The organism is Rhodoferax sp. PAMC 29310, from assembly GCF_017948265.1.
Taxonomy (GTDB): domain Bacteria; phylum Pseudomonadota; class Gammaproteobacteria; order Burkholderiales; family Burkholderiaceae_C; genus Rhodoferax.
Genome location: NZ_CP072852.1, coordinates 255508 through 274399, shown reverse-complemented (window position 1 = coordinate 274399; position 18892 = coordinate 255508). Strand labels below are relative to the sequence as shown.

The window sequence follows — 18892 nt, the reverse complement described above, 5'->3', positions numbered from 1 at the left end:
ATCGGGAAAACAAATGGTTTACCGCCGGACGAACAAGCAAACAAAAGCCTTAGAAAATAAAGCAAGGCTATTTTAAATCACAGAAAGATAATATGAGCAAGCATCAAGAAGAAACAGTTGAGCAACAACTAATTTGCAATGGAGCCACACACGAGCAGATCCTGGTAATGCGAGCGGAATCCGCACTTGCTGGCGCAATGGAAGCCCACGGAACAAGCCTTGCCGAACCTCTGGACGGCGGATATTTGTCGGTGTGCGATATGTCATGCCCTGTAGACGTGATGTGCTTTGTCAGTGCCCAAAAGATCAGCTGCTCGCAAGCTGCAAAAGCATGGCTAATTACAGCTGCGAATGACCTGGCTGATGACATAAACGCCGACACACCCGAGCCTGTCATTTGCGCCACTAAAAGCGGCCGCAATCACCTGATCAAGTGCATGCGTGACCTGTGTGAAGCGGTTGACAAGCTCCCGGCTGACGAGATTTCGTACCCATAAAGGAAAAGGCCCCGAGTATTAGTCGGGGCCTTTACAGGTGAAGCATCAAGCAGACCCAACCACCCAATCGAGTCAGACACTATTATGTATCAAATAACCGACCCTGTCAAGCTTTCGTTCGAAAAATCTAGCTTTGAGATTGTAAGCGCTATCCTTTCAGCCGATGCGCTGTTCATTGCTGTTGCTACAACGGCACCGAGCATAGCGACACCGCCAATGGCCCTAGGTAACGCGGCCGTTTTGTCATCTGGCGAAACCGCTGCAGAGTATCGGCGCCGAAATAAGTGTGGTATCAACACAAAATCTCGGATTCGTGCGATCTGCATTCACGGCATCGGAAATATCGACGCCGATCTGTGCAGCCCCGCGGAGCTCATGGTGCTGCATGCCGCAATCGCTACCCGGCCCGTCGTTATTGCGGAGTCGTCTGAGTACCTGGGCTACCTGGCCGCCACCGGCATGCCTATGCCGGGTGATATTTACGATCTTGCCGTGGTGACTCGAGTGCTTTATCCGCTTAGGACGTACGGCATCAATATCAAGGCAATTGAAAGCGATGAGCATGCCGCGGCTCTAAAATCAAAGGGCCACCCCTGCTCGATCCAAAAGCTTGTGGCGGCATGCGCATGGATCACGCCCCCGAGCGCTGCATTTAAGTCGGGTCGTGAGTGGTCGCTGGGGTACTTGGGCCAGGACCACGCAGACGCTCTTGAGTCGCGCGTGTCGGTGCTAAAACAGGTGTTTTCATCTGTAACAGGTCATTCAGCTTTTGATAAATCAGTGCAAAGCATTCGCATTCGTCCGGGCGCTTCAGAGTTTTTCGATGGGTATCAGCCGGCCACAATCCGACTGGCACGAATGCACGCTACTGGCATGCCGCTGTCCGCAGCTGCTGCAGATGACACGGAGCGCACAGCCATGGGCGCTATGCCAGGCCTGGCACAGGACCTGATTGATTGCGTACCGGAAGTGGCCCATCTGGCAGATCACCTGGCCAGCGTCTCAAACCACGCCAGCAGCGAAATACGCATGGCCATTGGCGCGCACGCCGCGTCCATGGGCGCTGGGCTGCCGTGTGACACCGACGGCCTGCCAAAAATAGGGCACGAGCACATCATGCGATCTGGCAACGGTCAAACACCCGGTCTGGTTGCCTGGGCCGCACTGGAGTCATGCAAGCGGTCATACAGTGGATCTGCAGACATGCGCATGCACTCTCGCACGGGACCCAATGGCCGCCGGATCCACCCACTTACGTCCATCCGCGCTGTAACTGGTCGCACAGGCTGCAAGGCTGTGAATGCACAGGGCATGGAGAAATCGCTGAAAAGTCTGATTGAGGCTCGCGAGGGGTGCACACTGTTGGAGCTGGACTTTGGCGCGATAGAAATCCGAATTACGGCGGCCCTGTGCGCCCAGGCCATGAATACCGCACTGGACATCCTGTCGGGTAACACCGGGCCAGCATGGGTGCGTGAGGCTCTGGTCTTTGGGTCTGGCGCAGTAGATATTCAAAAGCCGAACCGCTGGTCTGCGAGAGAACATGTGCTTGCATACTGGTACCAGCGCGCCCTGCGCGCAGGCATGCCGCTTGTAAAGCTGCTTCAAAGTGGCCTGTGCCCGCACGACTACACCTCCGTGGGCATGGCCATCCGAGCCGCTGAACTGGAGATCCCCGCCCACATGACTCGCCAGGCTTACATGCTGGCTCAGCCAGTCGGTGCTATCAAAGAGTCGCTGGGACACCTGCGCCCCGCTGCAAAAGTCATGAATTTTGGCTTGATTTACCGCATGAGCGCCAAAGGCCTACACAAAAAGGGCCTTGTGGATGGTGTGGTGTGGTCTGAAGAAGATGCACAAGAGGCCCACGAAGCCTGGTTCGAGCAATTCCCCGAGGTTTCTTTCTACATCGAACTGGAGCTGGCGCTTAGTGAGCAGGATGACCCCGTGAAAATGATGATTGAGAATCGCTACGAGTCGGGGTTTGAGGTGCGAGATGTTGAAATCCTCGAGTCTGCGACCCTTGGCGGGCGCCCCGTTGTGGCCACGGACGACAGATTGATGAATTACCGCTCGCAGGGCACTGGCGCCGACATTCTGATGCGTGCGATTGCAGGGCTGCCCGACGCTGCTGCAAAGTCACTTTGCATGGTGGTGCATGACTCCATGGTGTTTGAAGTGCTTGACGAAGGTATAAGGGCCGTCGCGGATCTAGCACACAGCGCCATGCTACGCGCTGCTAATCACTATCTTGGTCAGTGGGGCATCCCCTGCACAGTGGATGTGAAGATGGGGAAAAATTGGGCGGAGGTGCGCTAATGCAACAGCTCAAAGATGTTTCGAGAAACAGTTTGACATTTTGCGATGATTCAAGCTATCATAAGCACACTTCATCACAGGAAATCACTCATGACCACCGCCAAAAAACCAGCTACGCGTCAGAAAACCATCGACCTTCCCATTGCGGAAGATGGAAGCACTCCACGCGTAATTATCCTTGGTCGCGGGACGCTGACAGGATCAATGGTAGAGGGTCCAGATGGCAAAAAGGAGCCCTCGCGCAAGCTCGAAGCGCTGCGCATCCGCAAGCGCACCATGGAGCGCGTGCGCTCCCTGGTCGCCGGCCCGGCTTACCTGGCTGTCGACCTGCTGCTGCAGCGCGCCTGCGATCTTCTAGAGAAAAACGAGGGCATCGAAGTGGTGCGTGCCGAGAGCATGGAATCATGATTTTCGGGGGTGATAAATGAGATTTGTGTTGATATGCAAATTCTGCGAAATGTCAGGCTACACGCCAAAAGCTGTAGAGCGCAAGATTGCAGACAAGGTCTGGCGCCAAGGCCACGAGTACAGAAAAAGCCCCGATGGGCGCATACATATTGACCTCGACGGGTACGACAAGTGGCTGAATAAATAGCCAAAAACACGAGCTAACCGGACAACCCGGATGCTGAAATATATAGGGCTCAGCCCTGGCCAACCACCATATTTCGGAGTCTTAAATGACAGCTCAAACAATGCCGAAAGGCGTCACCTTGCACGGTGCACACCTACGCGTCACCTTCTTTCTTGGCGGTAAACGCCACCGCGAATCCGTCGGCATCTCCCCCACCGCGGCCAACATCTCCGCCGTCGGCACCCGACTTCGCAAACTGGAACGCGACATCGCCCGGGGCGTATTCGACTACGCCGCCGAGTTCCCGGACTCCAAACGAGCTCGTGAAATCGAAGCCGAGAAAAAGGCCTGCATTCGCACGTTTTCGGATGCGGCGGCATCGACACTAAAAACGATTTCGATGAAGGGCCCGGCGACGATAAGCCAGTACAAAAACGCGATCGAGAATGTCTGGAAGCCGATGTTCGGCGAGTCCACGCCAGTGGCGGACATTACCTATGCCACGATCGCCGAAAACCTGGGTGAGCACCCCTGGGCCGGCCCAAAGCTTCTCAATAATTACCTGATTCCACTCAGGGCGCTTTTCGCGCTGGAGTACCCGGGCGCCAGGTCGATGATGAACCCTATGAATGGCATCAAGAATTCGAAAGTGACGAAGAAAAAGCCGGACCCGCTGAGCCTTGAGGAGCGCGACATGGTGCTGGCCGACATGCGAAAGTGGTACGACCCCAGGGTGGCTGCCTATTTTCAGTGGATGTTTGCCACTGGGATGCGAATTGAAGAGGCCATCGCTCTGCGCTGGGAGGACATCGATGAGCACCACAGTACAGCACACGTAAAGAGAACCAGGACATTTAAGGGTACGGAAATTGAGGGCACAAAAACCCACACTGAGCGCGACGTGAGGCTGACGCCGCAGGCCCTTGAAGCCCTGGCAGTAATGAAGCCCTACACAAAAATGAAGCGCGGAGACATCTTTGAGCACCCGGTGCTCAATGCACCATGGCACGACGACCGAAGCCAGCGGGACACGTATTGGAAACCATCTCTGCTGCGCTGCGGAATCAGGTATCACCGGCAATATTGCACCCGCGCAACCTGTGCCACGGCCGCGCTGATGGTGGGCGTGGACCCCGCGTTTATGGCCGGCCAGCTGGGTCACTCGGTCAAGATGTTTTTCGAGACCTATGCAAAGTGGATCAGCGGAAAACGGGACTTGGCACAAATTGCATTGCTGGCAGCTGCCACAGCTCCTCTTCAAGAATCTTCAATTGCTCAAACAAAAAAGGAGTCATAGGCATGAACACACAGGATAGGTACAGGGACTCAATTTTATCAATGCGGCGCGCGGCAAGGGCATACAAGAGATTTCTTTTGCTATCCGAAATTCAGGGAGAGCTTGCTCGTCGCGCTGTTTTTTCAAGAATCAGACCAGACGTTTCGATGCTTCGCGTGGCACGGTGCGAGGCACTTATCGTAGGGTACCGCCAGCAGGTGATTGAATTCAGCGATATGAAAGAAATGGACGGTGCACGACATTACAAGCCCATTTTTGACGATCTGAATGAAATGCTGTCTAGGATCCAGGCGGCGAAGGCTGAGGCGGCTGTCAACGGTGTTTTGAGGGCTAATTTTGGCACTGCCCCATTTACTGCCCCATTTGAGAAGCGATAAGACAAAAAAAATCCCACTTCAGAGGAGAAGTGGGACTTTTTAACTACCAAATTTGGTAGGCGCGATTGGACTCGAACCAACGACCCCCACCATGTCAAGGTGGTGCTCTAACCAGCTGAGCTACGCGCCTGTTTGCTTATTCGAGACCGAGAGTATAGCCCGAAAAACAGCCTTCTTTTCCCCACCTTAAAAATTCAAATAATATTGAAGCCATAATTGACGTTTACGTTAACGTCAACCACCTCATCAAGGACACATCATGGAAATCGCAGGCAAAGTTTTTATCGTGACAGGCGGCGCTTCTGGTCTGGGCGAAGGCACAGCCCGACTCCTTGCGGCTGGGGGAGCCAAAGTCGTCATTGCAGATATGCAAGCAGAAAAGGGGGAGTCTGTTGCCAAAGACATTGGCGGTGCGTTTGTGAAGTGTGACGTCAGCAATGAGACCGACGGAGTGGCGGTCATCGCCGCCGCGACCTCCATGGGCAAATTAATGGGATTGGTGAACTGCGCGGGCATCGCCCCAGCCGAAAAAACTGTCGGTAAAAATGGGGCACATGGCTTGGCGGCATTTAACATGTGCATCACCGTGAACTTGATTGGCACTTTTAACATGATTCGCCTCGCTGCCGAAGCCATGTGCAAAAACGAGCCTGAGGCCACCGGAGAGCGTGGTGTCATGATCTCGACAGCATCAGTTGCTGCCTACGACGGGCAAATGGGACAGGCTGCCTACAGCGCGTCCAAAGGTGGCATCGTGGGAATGACACTTCCAATCGCCCGGGATCTGGCCCGCAACGGTATTCGCAATATGACGATTGCCCCCGGCATTTTTGGCACGCCCATGATGTTTGGCATGCCTCAAGAGGTTCAAGACTCGCTGGCTGCCAGCGTCCCCTTCCCCTCTCGCTTGGGTACTCCCAAAGACTATGCCAAGTTGGCCTTGCATATTTTTGAGAACGATATGCTGAACGGCGAAGTGATTCGCCTTGATGGCGCCATACGCCTGGCTCCCCGATAAATCGATCTGCGGGAAGCTCTGGCGCGTGGGCCCGGCGGTTTGCGAGTCCACATCGTCAGGCTTAAGATGGGCGGTCAAACCACGGGGGCCCCATGAAACTCACTCTAAGCGCGATTGCAATCGCCGCAGTTCTGACTGGTTGCGCCAGCTCACAGGTGTTCAACTACAACGTTCCCGAGCAACCAGAGGGTGCGTCCGGCTACACAGAGAAGCCTGGATGGGCGACCCGCAAGTTTGCGGTTGCCGCGGCCAACCCGCTAGCAACCGACGCGGGATACCAAGTACTGAAAGCAGGCGGCACGGCTACTGATGCGGCCATTGCCGTGCAAATGGTGCTGGCCTTAGTGGAGCCTCAAAGCAGTGGCATTGGCGGCGGCGCTTTTTTAATGCACTTTGACGGCAAACGTATCGAAGCCTACGACGGGCGGGAGACCGCCCCCCTCGCCGCTTCAGAGACCCTCTTTCTGGGCGACGACGGAAAACCGATGCCATTCATCAACGCTGTGGTCGGGGGCCGATCCGTGGGCGTGCCAGGCACGGTGCGCATGCTCGAACTGGTGCACAAGCAACACGGAAACCTACCGTGGTCCCAATTGATTCAACCTGCTATTGCGTTGTCCGAGGGCGGCTTCAAGGTCAGTGAGCGCCTTCATGCCCAGTTGAACGCTGAGCAACACCTCAAAAAAGACCCTGTGGCAGCAGCCTATTTTTACAACGAAGATGGATCGGCTCGCAAGGTAGGGACTCTGCTAAAAAACCCCGCTCTGGTCGCAGTATTGAAGCGAATTGCAGCTGAAGGCGCGTCAGCCCTGCTGGAGGGCGATGTGGCGCAGGCCATTGTCAACAAGGTCCAACGACATCCGACAAATCCCGGAAAACTCAGTATGCAAGACTTGGCCAGTTACCAGGCCAAGAAGCGTGAACCACTGTGCCATGATTATTTGGCCAACGCAAGGGCTTACCAACTATGTGGGTTCCCACCGCCCAGCTCAGGGGCAATCGCGATTGGTCAGATTCTCGGTGTTCTGAATCAAACCAACGCGGCCACTTTGCCGCTTGACAAAGGCTTGCCCTCGGCGGATTGGCTTCACCTCTACACCGAATCGTCACGACTGGCGTTTGCAGACAGAGCGCAATACGTCGCGGACCCAGACTTTGTCTCGCCGCCGGCAGGGTCATGGATGAGCCTGTTGGACCCTGCCTACTTGGCCGAACGTGCACGACTCATTGATCCCACCCCGGGTTCGATGACCATGAAAACCGCAAAGCCAGGAACGCCCGGCTCGGTCAGGAGCGCTTACGCCCCCATGCCCTCGCAGCCGGAATATGGCACGTCTCACATTTCCATCGTGGACGCCAACGGCAATGCGATCGCCATGACCACCACCATCGAAGATGGATTTGGCTCGCGCCAAATGGTGAATGTGACACCGAGCCTTAGCGGTGGTTTTCTGCTGAACAATGAGTTGACCGACTTCAGCTTTGCACCCACTGACGGCGCCGGAATCCCTATTGCCAATCGTGTGCAACCCGGCAAGCGTCCACGCTCCTCTATGTCGCCCACTCTGGTCTTTGACAAAACCACTGGTGCACTTGTCATGAGTGGAGGCAGCCCTGGCGGCGCCCTGATCATTCACTACACGGCAAAAGCAGCTTATGGCATCCTCAATTGGGGCCTACTGCCACAAGAAGCCATCAACCTGCCTAATTTTGCGTCGCTTAACGGGCCGACGCTGCTGGAGGAAAAACGCTTTCCGGCCGCGACCATCGATGCACTCAAGGCTCGCGGTCACGAGGTTCGTGAAATCAATATGACGAGTGGCCTGCAAGCGATCACCCGGGGCGTCGCTCATGGTCAAGCACTCTGGCTGGGCGGCGCTGACCCTCGTCGCGAAGGCATTGTGATGGGTGACTAAGGCTAGGACACAATACCGTCCGTGACCATTCCTCAGACTTTTATTCAAGAACTCATCGCGCGAACCGACGTCGTTGAAATCGTGGGCCGCTATGTGCAGCTCAAAAAAGGCGGCGCCAACTTCATGGGGCTGTGTCCTTTTCACGGAGAAAAGTCGCCCTCTTTCTCAGTCAGCCCTACCAAGCAGTTTTATCACTGCTTTGGTTGTGGGAAGAACGGCAATGCGATTAGTTTTTTGATGGATCACGCCGGCATGAGCTTTGTCGAGGCCGTGACCGACTTGGCGCAGCAATATGGCTTGCAAGTACCCGAAGAAGACGCGAGTCCTCAGGACCGCGCCCGCGCCGCCGAGCAACGACAAAAGCAGCACACGCTCAATGATGTGCTTGAGAAAGCCTGTGACGCTTACAAGCGGGGGTTGAAGGAGTCATCGAAAGCTATTGACTATCTTAAGGGTCGAGGGCTTTCCGGCCAGGTAGCCAAACAGTTTGGCCTGGGCTACGCACCGGAAGGCTGGCGGAGTCTGGCGAGTATTTTCCCAAGCTACGACGACCCACTGCTGGTCGAAAGCGGGTTGGTCATTCTGAACGTTGAAGATGGCGGCGATGAAAAGCGATACGACCGATTTCGAGATCGCGTCATGTTCCCGATCCGCAACATCAAAGGCGAATGCATTGGCTTTGGTGGCCGGGTGTTGGGCGACGAAAAACCCAAATACCTGAACTCCCCCGAAACTCCGGTATTCAGCAAAGGGCGTGAGCTTTACGGCCTTTTTGAGGCACGAAATGCCCTGCGCGACGAAGGATATGCCCTGGTCACCGAGGGGTACATGGACGTGGTGGCCTTGGCGCAACTGGGGTTTTCCAATGCGGTGGCCACGCTGGGCACTGCGTGCACGGCCGATCACCTTCAAAAGCTTTTCCGTTTCACCGACGCCGTCGTCTTCAGCTTCGACGGTGACGGTGCAGGACGACGTGCGGCACGCAAAGCCCTGGATGGAGCCCTGCCCTTTGCCAGCGACACACGCAGTGTCAAGTTCCTATTCCTGCCGGCTGAGCACGACCCGGACAGCTTCATCCGTGAGTTCGGCAAAGACGCCTTTGCCCGCTACATCACCGAAGCCGTTCCGCTCAGTCGATTTTTGATCGATGCGGCCCGGGAGAATTGCGATTTGCACACCGCAGAGGGCCGCGCCCACTTTGCCAGCAACGCCAAACCGCTTTGGGGCCAGTTGCCAGATGGCGCCCTGAAGCTGCAGCTTCTGGGAGAGATCGCGGATTTGGTCCAGCTCTCCAGTCGCGAACTGACCGAGATTTGGCATCCGCCCCCCCCGGGTCAAAAGTTTGAGGCATCGACTCGCTATAAAAAGAATAGTGACTTCCGCAGTGATTCAGGCGGCTACAGCCAGAAAACACGTAAAAAATCAGAAATTCAATCCCGCCTTGGCACTGGCGCTCGGCCGGCCAGTCGCGCAGACCATGCGGCCAGAATTCTTCTGGGTGACATGGCAGGCCTTGATCTTCTTTCTGCAGAAGACCACTCGATGCTGAGCGAACTCCCCGCCCCGCATGGACCGCTGTTTATGTGGCTGGAGGCTGACATGCTCGAACATGGCCCACAGCCCTGGGTTGCACTTCGTGAAGGCCTGGCCGGACACGAGAGTGAAGAACTGGCTTTGCGCGTGATGTCTGACCACGAGTCAGTGACCCAAGAAGAAGCAGGTGACGCCCAGCTAGAGCTTCGAAATCTGCTAAACCGAATGCTTGTTGAGCAGCTTAAGCGGCAAGAAACCGAAGCGATCGAAGCCTCAAAGGCAGATCCGTCTGCACTTGCCCGCTACCGCGAGCTCCGGGATCGTCGACTCTTGTTACAGGCACTCCCTGATCAGCAGGATTGAGCTTGACTGCCAGCATATACACAATATTTGCGTCAAATGCAAGTTCAAGGTAGAATATAAAGCTGTTTTAGGCAAGAGCGACAGCAGCACCTCCGGACTAGGCCAAGCGATGACACTGTTCACGACCGGCCCCCTAACCGCAAGGACTGCATCCCAAATGTTCGCCCTAACATCTTGCCACTGAGGATTATTCCTTTGTCACCAAAACTGCGCCGGCCTTTTGCGGCGTCTGTTCATCCAATTTGTTTTTGAGTTCTGAGGGATATACATGCCTGTTCAAAAGTCCAAGAAGCCTGTTCAGTCTGTCGCAAAACCCGCTGCCAAGGTGGTTGCCAAGTCAACCACCAAGCCAATGCCGTCAAAAGTGGCGCCCAAGGCTGCAGCCAAAGAGGCTACAAAGAAACCTGAACCGAGAGTGAAACCCGTGACAGCATTAAAGACTTCCGTGAAACTGACAGCCCAGCAATTGCAAGAAGCGGCCGATGCGCTTTTAAAGGCTGCACAGCCGGTCAAGAAAAAACCAGGACGTCCACCCAAAGCGGCAGCCGCTGAGGCAACCACTCCAGCCAAAGCGACCCCCGGCGCGAAGCGGGGTCGTAAACCAAAAGCAAAATCAGACTCTGATGGTGGAGACGATGCCGATATGTCGGACATTGAATCTGACTTGGAAGGTGAACCGGAAGTCGAAACGACTGCCACCGTTGAAAAGGTCAAGCCCCTGCGCATGAAGATCAGCAAGGCGAAAGAACGCGCCTTGATGAAAGAGTTCGGCCTTGACGAAACCATCCTCACCGAAGAGGAAATGCTCAAGCGCCGCGCCCATCTGAAAGCTTTGCTCAAGCTGGGCAAGACACGTGGCTATCTGACGCACGGCGAAATTTCCGATCACCTGCCCGACAAATTGGTGGATGCCGAGACGCTGGAAGTAGTTGTCTCCATGCTGAACGATTTGGGGGTTGCCGTATACGAGCAAACACCTGATGCGGAAACTCTGCTGCTGAACAACACGGGCCCCACCGCTTCGACAGAAGAAGAAGCGGAAGAGGAAGCCGAAGCAGCGCTGTCCACCGTCGACAGCGAATTCGGACGGACCACTGACCCTGTCCGCATGTACATGCGGGAAATGGGAACGGTCGAACTTTTGACCCGTGAAGGCGAGATTGAGATCGCCAAGCGCATTGAAGGCGGCTTAATGGACATGATGGAGGCAATCTCCGGTTCACCCGCCACGATTGCCGAAATTCTGAAACTTGGCGAAGAAATTCGCGAAAACAAAGTGGTCATCACGACCATCGTTGATGGTTTTACGAATCCCAATGAAGCGGACGATTACGTTGCAGAAGAAGACTTTGACGAATTTGACGAAGAAGACGACGACGACGGCAAAGGTGGCTCCAAAGCGTTGACGAAAAAGCTCGAAGAACTCAAGCGTGATGCGCTGGTTCGCTTCGACACCATGCGTGAATTGTTCGAAAAAATTCATAAGCTCTACGATAAAGAAGGTTACGGAACGCCGGCTTACCTCAAGACACAGAAGTCTTTGTCCGAAGAGTTGATGTCCATCCGCTTCACAGCAAAGTCGATCGAGAAGTTGTGCGACATGGTTCGCGGGCAAGTGGACGACGTTCGCAAAAAAGAGCGTGAGCTGCGTCGCATCATTGTGGACAAGTGTGGGTATTCGCAGGAAAACTTCATCGCTGAATTCAGTGGTCGCGATAAAAACGGCAACAAAGTCGCCTCCCAATTGCTAAACCAGCAGTGGGTGGAGAAGCAGGCAGCCGCTGGCAAGCCCTGGAGCGTGATCATGGAGCGCAACATCCCGCCAGTGCAGGATTTGCAGCAGAGGCTTGCTGATTTGCAAGCCAGTGTGGTGGTGCCTTTGGATCAACTCAAAGACATCAACAAGCGGATGAACGCAGGTGAGTATGCGTCGCGTGCCGCCAAGAAGGAAATGATCGAAGCGAACTTGCGCCTCGTGATTTCGATTGCCAAAAAATACACCAACCGCGGTCTGCAATTCCTGGACTTGATCCAGGAAGGCAACATTGGTTTGATGAAAGCAGTCGACAAGTTTGAATATCGTCGTGGCTACAAGTTCTCAACCTATGCCACATGGTGGATTCGCCAGGCCATTACCCGTTCCATTGCGGATCAGGCCCGCACTATTCGAATTCCGGTGCACATGATCGAAACCATCAACAAGATGAATCGAATCAGCCGTCAACACCTGCAGGAATTTGGCTTTGAGCCCGACGCCAGTGTTCTTGCAGAACGCATGGAAATCCCGGAAGACAAGATTCGCAAGATCATGAAGATCGCCAAGGAGCCAATCTCCATGGAAACTCCGATTGGCGACGATGACGACAGCCATCTGGGCGACTTTATTGAGGACGGTGCCAATACCGCTCCGATGGAAGCAGCCATGCAGGCTGGCCTGCGCGACGTTGTCAAAGACATTCTGGACAGTCTGACCCCTCGCGAAGCCAAGGTGCTGCGCATGCGGTTTGGCATTGAAATGACCAGTGATCACACGCTGGAAGAAGTGGGCAAGCAGTTTGACGTCACTCGCGAACGTATTCGCCAAATTGAAGCCAAGGCCTTGCGTAAGCTCAAGCACCCTTCCCGCTCGGACAAGTTGCGCAGTTTCACAGACAGTCTGTAAACACCGTCAACGTTAGAAAATAACGCCTCTCACCTCGCTTGCCGAGGTGAGAGGCGTTTTTCATTGTGCCGACACCGCCGCATCCTCTTAAATTTCATAAGATAAAATACCAACTTAGCAAGACTAGGAATATCCATGCGTCAAATTGATGCCAGCGTCCCTGCAACACCCACAGTACAAGTGATTGAGCGCATGTTCACCTTGATGGATGTTTTAGCTTCCCGCGAAGAAGCTATTTCCCTCAAGGAGATCAGTGAAAAAACGGGACTCCATCCGTCAACGGCTCATCGCATATTGAACGACTTGGCGACAGGCCGGTTCGTGGACCGGCCGCACCCTGGCACTTATCGACTTGGCATGCGTTTGCTAGAACTGGGGAATCTGGTCAAAACACGTCTGAATGTGAGAGACGCCGCCTTGATCCCCATGCGTGATCTACACAAACTCATTCAGCAGCCGGTAAATTTAAGCTTGCGACAAGGTGACGAAATTGTGTACATCGAACGGGCCTACAGCGAGCGTTCGGGAATGCAAGTCGTTCGAGCCATCGGTGGCCGAGCCCCCCTCCACCTCACATCAGTCGGCAAGCTATTTCTTGCTGCGGACGACCCACAACGGGTTCGAGCCTATGCGATGCGGACTGGCCTCAATGGTCAAACCAAAAATAGCCTGACTCAACTGACATCGTTGGAGCGTGAACTAAACAAAGTGCGCTTGAACGGGTTCGCGCAAGACAACGAAGAGCTCGAGCTCGGGGTTCGCTGCATGGCAGCGGGCATTTACGACGATCAGGAGAAGCTGGTTGCAGGCCTGTCTATCTCATCCCCAGCAGGTCGACTTGACGACAGCTGGTTGCCCAAGCTTCAAGCAACTGCTCGCGATATCTCGTTGACGCTAGGCAATAGCAAAACCTGACGACAAAGGGGATGCAGGCGGCACCCCGGCCGGAGTACCGCCTGCATCCCCTGGAATCAATCCATTAATGGATTGATTCGACCCAGCTCCGGACTCGCTCGGCATCACCCAAACGGCTGAGCTTACCTGCTGAATCCAGAAAAACCATAATCAAATTGCGCCCAGCCACCTTGGTTTGCATGACGAGGCAGCGCCCAGCCTCAGAGATGTAGCCGGTTTTTTGCAGACCAATGTCCCAGGATGGGTTCTTGACCAAGCGGTTGGTGTTGTTGTACTGAAGCGTCCGCTTTCCCACGGCCACTTGATACCCTGGAGATGTCGAAAACTCCCTGAGCATCGGGTCGCCATAGGCCACATCAACCAATTTGACCAAATCATGCGCGCTGGACTGGTTCTTGCTCGACAGGCCTGTTGGCTCAACATAGGCTGTACTCAACATGCCAAGCGATCTTGCCTTGTCGTTCATCAACTTTACGAATACGGACGGGCCCCCAGGAAAACTGCGCCCAAGTGCATTGGCTGCCCGATTCTCACTAGACATCAGCGCAAGATGAAGCAACTCCCCCCGACTCAACACAGTCCCAACTCTTAGTCGAGACGAACTGCCTTTTTCCGTATCAACGTCGTCCTGTGTAATCTCAATCAGCTCATCCATGGGCAGATGCGCGCCACTGATCACCAGCCCAGTCATCAGCTTGGTTAGCGACGCGATGGGCAGGACAGCCTTGTCGTTCTTGCTAAACAAGACTTCATTTGTGTTTTGATCAATCACGAGCGCAACGCTGGATTTGAGGTTCAGCAAGTCTGCCGAACTTTGCAAGCCAGTTTGATGACCAACAGAGGACGGTGCCAGTGCGGTTACGGCCTCTTTCGAAACCACTCGCTTGCTGGAAACCGCGCCTTTACGAACTGTCCGCTTGACAGCTGCTTTGGATTTGACCGATTTTATGGTTTTGGAAACCGCTCGTTTGCTCGTCGCTGCATAGGCTGCAGGCGCAGTCATAGCGAAGAAGAAAACTGACAAGCCCGTGATCAAGGCAACCTGGCGGAGAAATCGTCCAGATGAAATCAAATTTAGATGGGACATATGTTGATCTCCGAATATTTGCCTCAATATATCGAGTTTACCCAAATAAGTCACGCAATATCAACAACTTGCGTGCCTTTCTTAAAGAATATTCAAGACATTGAGGCCGATCCAGCTATCCTTGCGCTGCCACTCTGTCCACTTTGCTGTAAAGTTTATTGAGCGCGCTGAGATAGGCCTTTGCCGAAGCGACGACGATATCGGGATCGGCGCCCACACCATTCACGACCCGCCCACTGTTTTGCAACCTCACGGTCACTTCGCCTTGGCTTTCGGTATTGCCACTGATTGCATTGACGGAGTACAGCACCATCTCTGCGCCACTCTTCACGTGGGACTCAATCGCCTTCATGGATGCATCGACCGGGCCATTCCCATCGGACGAACCTGTGACTTCAACGCCGCCCACAGTGAAGACTACCGTGGAGTGCGGGCGCTCTCCGGTTTCACTGTGCTGCGACAAGGAGACAAAACTATAGTTTTCGTCATGATGAACCACACTTTCATCACTGACCAAGGCCAAAATATCTTCATCGAAGATATCACTTTTTCGATCGGCCAGTTCTTTGAACTTCGCAAACGCAGCATTGGCATCCGCCTCACTGTCGAGTTGCACACCCAGTTCGACCAGACGCTGCTTGAACGCATTGCGCCCACTGAGCTTGCCCAGAACAATCTTATTGGCCGTCCAGCCAACGTCCTCCGCGCGCATGATTTCATAGGTGTCACGAGCCTTGAGCACGCCATCCTGATGGATACCGGACGCATGCGCAAACGCGTTCGCGCCCACCACCGCTTTGTTGGGTTGAACCACAAAACCAGTGGTCTGGCTCACCATGCGACTGGCGGCCAGAATGTGCTTTGTATCAATCCCCAAATCCAGACCGAAATAGTCCCGACGAGTCTTGATCGCCATCACGACCTCTTCCAAGCTGCAATTGCCCGCTCGCTCACCCAAACCATTAATGGTGCACTCGACTTGACGCGCGCCGCCGATCTTCACACCGGCCAAAGAGTTGGCGACCGCCATCCCCAAGTCGTTGTGACAATGCACGGACCAAACTGCTTTGTCTGAGTTGGGAATGCGCTCTCGCAAAGTCCTGATGAAATTGCCATAGAGCTCGGGAACCGCATAACCAACGGTGTCTGGTACGTTGATGGTGGTCGCGCCCTCATTGATCACCGCCTCAATGACCCGGCACAAAAAATCGGGGTCACTGCGATACCCGTCCTCCGGGCTGAATTCAACATCACTGACCAAATTTTTGGCAAAACGCACCGCCTGCTTGGCCTGCTCAAACACTTGATCTGGCGTCATGCGGAGCTTCATCTCCATGTGCAACTTTGAAGTAGCAATAAACGTATGAATTCGAGCGCTATTGGCCCCCTTCAACGCCTCTGCAGCACGCGCGATATCGCGATCATTGGCCCGAGACAACGAACAAATAGTCGAGTCCTTGATCTCATTGGCAATGCCTCGAATCGCTTCAAAGTCGCCGTTAGAACTGGCGGCAAATCCGGCTTCAATGACATCCACTTTCAGGCGTTCAAGCTGACGCGCAATGCGAAGCTTTTCATCTTTGGTCATTGACGCACCAGGGGATTGCTCCCCGTCACGGAGAGTGGTGTCAAAAATAATGAGTTTGTCGGACATATCGTTTCTCCAGAGAGCTGAGTCAATACAACTCAGTCAAGTTAATGCCATAAAAAAGCCCGCTGCAATTGCAAACGGGCTTTGAGTACGCTGAGTGCCTGCGCTACGAAGCCCGTCCGTCAGACGAATACCGCAGCGACAGCACAAATTTCATTAAATTAATGTATCACAGACGATTTCGCCCAAGGTACGAACTTGAAAGAAATCAATGAAGTCCGCGCTCTTCTGGCTCGTCTGTTGAAGTACTGATCACACTGGTCTGCATGCCTTTGGCTTTTCTCCATCCGTAAATCACATAGCCACTGAAGCCGTACAACAAGAACAGGCCGCAAATCACTATGGGGGGATCAATGTTGATCACAGCAATTCCAAGGGCGATCAAGACAATCACAACAAAAGGAACACTGCGCTTCATGTTGATGTCTTTGAAACTGTAAAAAGGCACGTTCGTGACCATGGTCAAACCAGCATACAGCGCCAAGGCAAACATGGGCCAAGCTACGCTCGAACCCGCGACACCGAGGTCGGTCATCACCCAAATAAACCCCGCAACCAACGCCGCGGCAGCCGGCGATGGCAGACCCTGAAAGTAGCGTTTGTCAACAACACTAGTGTTGACATTAAAGCGTGCCAAACGAAGAGCCGCACAGGCGCAATAGACGAAAGCGGCAATCCACCCCCAACGCCCCAAACCTTTCAAGGCCCACACATAAGCAATAATGGCCGGCGCCGCGCCAAAAGAGACCATGTCGGACAAGGAGTCCATTTGCTCGCCAAACGCACTTTGCGTATTGGTCATGCGTGCAATCCGACCGTCCAGACTGTCCAGCACCATGGCGCAAAAAATACCGACTGCGGCCAAGTCAAACCGGCCATCAATGGCCATAACGATGGCATAAAAGCCACCAAAAAGTGCAGCCAGGGTAAACAGGTTTGGCAGTATATAAATGCCTTTTCGTCTTTTCCTTACAACGACGCCATCGGTATCTGTAGTGTCCAAGTCATTCCCGCCATGCATAGTGTTCTTCTCCAAACGCCATAGTAACAAAGGCCACCGAGGTGACCTTTGTTATATCAACTGATCAAGATCAGTTACGGGTTTGATCAACCAGTTTGTTTTTCGCGATCCAAGGCATCATCGCGCGAAGCTTCTCGCCAACCTGCTCGATTTGGTGCTCGGATGTCAAACGACGACGGCTCAGCAAAGTTGGGCCTCCCGCCTGGCTTTCCAAGATAAAGCTCTTAGCATACTCGCCGGTTTGAATATCCTTCAGACACTGGCGCATCGCGTCTTTGGTCGCGCTGGTCACAATACGTGGTCCAGTCACATACTCACCGTACTCGGCATTGTTGGAGATGGAGTAATTCATGTTGGCGATACCGCCTTCGTAAATCATGTCCACAATCAACTTCAGCTCATGCAAGCATTCGAAGTAAGCCATTTCAGGCGCGTAACCTGCTTCGACCAGAGTTTCGAAACCCGCTTTGATCAGCTCAACCGTACCGCCGCACAACACAGCTTGTTCACCGAACAAGTCGGTTTCTGTTTCTTCGCGGAAGTTGGTTTCAATGATGCCGGCCTTGCCGCCACCGTTGGCCATGGCATAGCTCAACGCCAAGTCACGAGTGCGACCCGATTTATCTTGATGAATCGCGATCAGGTGAGGAACACCGCCACCTTGGGCATAAGTACCACGAACCGTGTGGCCGGGAGCCTTCGGCGCCACCATCCAGACATCCAGGTCGGCACGGGGTGTGACCAAACCATAGTGAACGTTGAAACCGTGAGCAAACACCAGGGAGGCGCCTTGCTTGATGTTGGGCTCAATGTCGTTCTTGTAAACCGCGCCGATTTGCTCGTCGGGCAACAAAATCATGACGACGTCAGCTGACTTGACAGCTTCAGCCACTTCAGCGACCTTCAGGCCAGCCTTCTCGACCTTTGGCCAAGACGCGCCACCTTTGCGCAAACCAACCACTACTTTGACGCCGCTGTCGTTCAAATTCTGAGCGTGAGCATGGCCCTGGCTGCCGTAACCGATGATGGCAACTGTCTTGCCTTTGATGAGACTGAGATCACAGTCTTTGTCGTAGAAAACCTTCATTTCATTCTCCGTTGTAAAAAATTAAACTCGCAAAATACGTTCGCCACGTCCGATTCCACTGGAACCAGTACGGACAGTTTCCAAAATAGCCCCGCGCTCAATCGCCTGCAAAAACGCATCATTTTTGGCTTGATCACCCGTCAACTCAATGGTGTAGCTCTTGTCGGTGACGTCGATGATACGACCCCGAAAAATATCCACCATTCGTTTCATTTCTTCACGCTCTTTGCCCACAGCGCGTACCTTGACCATCATGAGCTCCCGCTCGGTGTAAGCACCTTCGGTCAGGTCCACAACCTTGACGACCTCAATCAATCGATTCAGGTGTTTGGTAATTTGCTCAATGACTTCATCGGATCCGTGCGTCTGAATCGTCATGCGAGACAGGCTGGGATCTTCGGTTGGCGCTACGGTCAACGACTCAATGTTGTATCCGCGCGCCGAGAAAAGGCCGACGACACGGGAGAGAGCGCCCGCTTCGTTTTCTAGCAAAACTGCAATGATGTGTTTCATGATTTGAGACTCCTCTTTTCACCGCCCTCCCCCCGTGGCGGTAACCCCGGGGCTTGGCAAGC

General features: G+C 54.1%; 15 protein-coding genes and 1 tRNA gene. 10 read left to right on the top strand and 6 right to left on the bottom strand.

What is annotated here, in order from left to right; all coding sequences use genetic code 11:
• Positions 1-92 precede the first annotated feature (92 nt).
• The 5 genes from J8G15_RS01290 to J8G15_RS01270 all read left to right on the top strand — a co-directional run bounded on the left by J8G15_RS01290 (position 93) and on the right by J8G15_RS01270 (position 5064).
• Positions 93-497: a hypothetical protein gene (locus tag J8G15_RS01290; protein WP_210545457.1), complete on the top strand. Its 405-nt coding sequence runs from the start codon at positions 93-95 to the stop codon at positions 495-497.
• A gap of 216 nt (positions 498-713) precedes the next feature.
• Positions 714-2816: a DNA polymerase gene (locus J8G15_RS01285; RefSeq protein ID WP_210545455.1), complete on the top strand. Its 2103-nt coding sequence runs from the start codon at positions 714-716 to the stop codon at positions 2814-2816.
• 90 nt (positions 2817-2906) lie between these two features.
• Positions 2907-3224: a hypothetical protein gene (locus J8G15_RS01280; protein WP_210545453.1), complete on the top strand. Its 318-nt coding sequence runs from the start codon at positions 2907-2909 to the stop codon at positions 3222-3224.
• A gap of 272 nt (positions 3225-3496) precedes the next feature.
• Positions 3497-4687, top strand: a complete 1191-nt coding sequence (locus tag J8G15_RS01275) for an Arm DNA-binding domain-containing protein (protein ID WP_210545451.1) — start codon at positions 3497-3499, stop codon at positions 4685-4687.
• Positions 4688-4689: 2 nt separating this feature from the next.
• Positions 4690-5064, top strand: a complete 375-nt coding sequence (locus tag J8G15_RS01270; protein WP_210545449.1) for a hypothetical protein — start codon at positions 4690-4692, stop codon at positions 5062-5064.
• A gap of 53 nt (positions 5065-5117) precedes the next feature.
• Here the strand turns inward: J8G15_RS01270 and J8G15_RS01265 are convergent.
• Positions 5118-5194: transfer RNA gene (locus J8G15_RS01265), tRNA-Val, on the bottom strand.
• Between the two features lie 129 nt (positions 5195-5323).
• On the opposite strand from J8G15_RS01265, the gene J8G15_RS01260 reads away from it, so the two are divergent.
• From J8G15_RS01260 to J8G15_RS01240, 5 genes are all read left to right on the top strand, one after another.
• The gene (locus J8G15_RS01260; protein ID WP_210545448.1) at positions 5324-6082 is read left to right on the top strand and encodes a 3-hydroxyacyl-CoA dehydrogenase; all 759 of its coding nucleotides are present in this window, start codon (positions 5324-5326) and stop codon (positions 6080-6082) included.
• 92 nt (positions 6083-6174) lie between these two features.
• Entirely contained in the window at positions 6175-7998 is a 1824-nt protein-coding gene (gene ggt / locus J8G15_RS01255; RefSeq protein ID WP_210545446.1) for a gamma-glutamyltransferase, read from the top strand.
• A 21-nt stretch (positions 7999-8019) separates the two neighbouring features.
• On the top strand, positions 8020-9894 hold the full coding sequence (gene dnaG, locus J8G15_RS01250) for a DNA primase (RefSeq protein ID WP_210545444.1): 1875 nt from the start codon (positions 8020-8022) through the stop codon (positions 9892-9894).
• Between the two features lie 268 nt (positions 9895-10162).
• Positions 10163-12556 carry an RNA polymerase sigma factor RpoD gene (gene rpoD / locus J8G15_RS01245; RefSeq protein WP_210545442.1) on the top strand — a complete coding sequence of 798 codons (2394 nt, stop codon included), beginning with the start codon at positions 10163-10165 and terminating at the stop codon, positions 12554-12556.
• 135 nt (positions 12557-12691) lie between these two features.
• Complete coding sequence (locus tag J8G15_RS01240; protein WP_210545440.1) at positions 12692-13471, top strand: IclR family transcriptional regulator; 780 nt, start codon at positions 12692-12694, stop codon at positions 13469-13471.
• 64 nt (positions 13472-13535) lie between these two features.
• Here J8G15_RS01240 and pbpG read toward each other — a convergent pair whose 3' ends face one another.
• The 5 genes from pbpG to ilvN all read right to left on the bottom strand — a co-directional run bounded on the left by pbpG (position 13536) and on the right by ilvN (position 18830).
• A complete protein-coding gene (pbpG, locus tag J8G15_RS01235; RefSeq protein ID WP_210547410.1) occupies positions 13536-14558 on the bottom strand; it encodes a D-alanyl-D-alanine endopeptidase in 1023 nt (340 codons plus the stop codon).
• 115 nt (positions 14559-14673) lie between these two features.
• Positions 14674-16212: a 2-isopropylmalate synthase gene (locus J8G15_RS01230; RefSeq protein ID WP_210545438.1), complete on the bottom strand. Its 1539-nt coding sequence runs from the start codon at positions 16210-16212 to the stop codon at positions 14674-14676.
• Between the two features lie 205 nt (positions 16213-16417).
• Entirely contained in the window at positions 16418-17230 is an 813-nt protein-coding gene (gene pssA, locus J8G15_RS01225) for a CDP-diacylglycerol--serine O-phosphatidyltransferase (RefSeq protein ID WP_210545437.1), read from the bottom strand.
• Between the two features lie 70 nt (positions 17231-17300).
• A complete protein-coding gene (ilvC, locus tag J8G15_RS01220) occupies positions 17301-18317 on the bottom strand; it encodes a ketol-acid reductoisomerase (protein WP_210545434.1) in 1017 nt (338 codons plus the stop codon).
• 21 nt (positions 18318-18338) lie between these two features.
• The gene (gene ilvN, locus J8G15_RS01215; protein ID WP_210545432.1) at positions 18339-18830 is read right to left on the bottom strand and encodes an acetolactate synthase small subunit; all 492 of its coding nucleotides are present in this window, start codon (positions 18828-18830) and stop codon (positions 18339-18341) included.
• Positions 18831-18892 lie beyond the last annotated feature (62 nt).

What these genes read in the sequence shown, in the direction of transcription:
- pbpG (WP_210547410.1), bottom strand. Translation starts at nt 14,558, where the DNA reads ATGTCCCATCTAAATTTGATTTCATCTGGACGATTTCTCCGCCAGGTT.
- ggt (WP_210545446.1), top strand. Translation starts at nt 6,175, where the DNA reads ATGAAACTCACTCTAAGCGCGATTGCAATCGCCGCAGTTCTGACTGGT.
- J8G15_RS01240 (WP_210545440.1), top strand. Translation starts at nt 12,692, where the DNA reads ATGCGTCAAATTGATGCCAGCGTCCCTGCAACACCCACAGTACAAGTG.
- J8G15_RS01280 (WP_210545453.1), top strand. Translation starts at nt 2,907, where the DNA reads ATGACCACCGCCAAAAAACCAGCTACGCGTCAGAAAACCATCGACCTT.
- rpoD (WP_210545442.1), top strand. Translation starts at nt 10,163, where the DNA reads ATGCCTGTTCAAAAGTCCAAGAAGCCTGTTCAGTCTGTCGCAAAACCC.
- ilvN (WP_210545432.1), bottom strand. Translation starts at nt 18,830, where the DNA reads ATGAAACACATCATTGCAGTTTTGCTAGAAAACGAAGCGGGCGCTCTC.
- ilvC (WP_210545434.1), bottom strand. Translation starts at nt 18,317, where the DNA reads ATGAAGGTTTTCTACGACAAAGACTGTGATCTCAGTCTCATCAAAGGC.
- J8G15_RS01260 (WP_210545448.1), top strand. Translation starts at nt 5,324, where the DNA reads ATGGAAATCGCAGGCAAAGTTTTTATCGTGACAGGCGGCGCTTCTGGT.
- J8G15_RS01290 (WP_210545457.1), top strand. Translation starts at nt 93, where the DNA reads ATGAGCAAGCATCAAGAAGAAACAGTTGAGCAACAACTAATTTGCAAT.
- J8G15_RS01230 (WP_210545438.1), bottom strand. Translation starts at nt 16,212, where the DNA reads ATGTCCGACAAACTCATTATTTTTGACACCACTCTCCGTGACGGGGAG.
- J8G15_RS01275 (WP_210545451.1), top strand. Translation starts at nt 3,497, where the DNA reads ATGACAGCTCAAACAATGCCGAAAGGCGTCACCTTGCACGGTGCACAC.
- J8G15_RS01270 (WP_210545449.1), top strand. Translation starts at nt 4,690, where the DNA reads ATGAACACACAGGATAGGTACAGGGACTCAATTTTATCAATGCGGCGC.
- J8G15_RS01285 (WP_210545455.1), top strand. Translation starts at nt 714, where the DNA reads ATGGCCCTAGGTAACGCGGCCGTTTTGTCATCTGGCGAAACCGCTGCA.
- pssA (WP_210545437.1), bottom strand. Translation starts at nt 17,230, where the DNA reads ATGCATGGCGGGAATGACTTGGACACTACAGATACCGATGGCGTCGTT.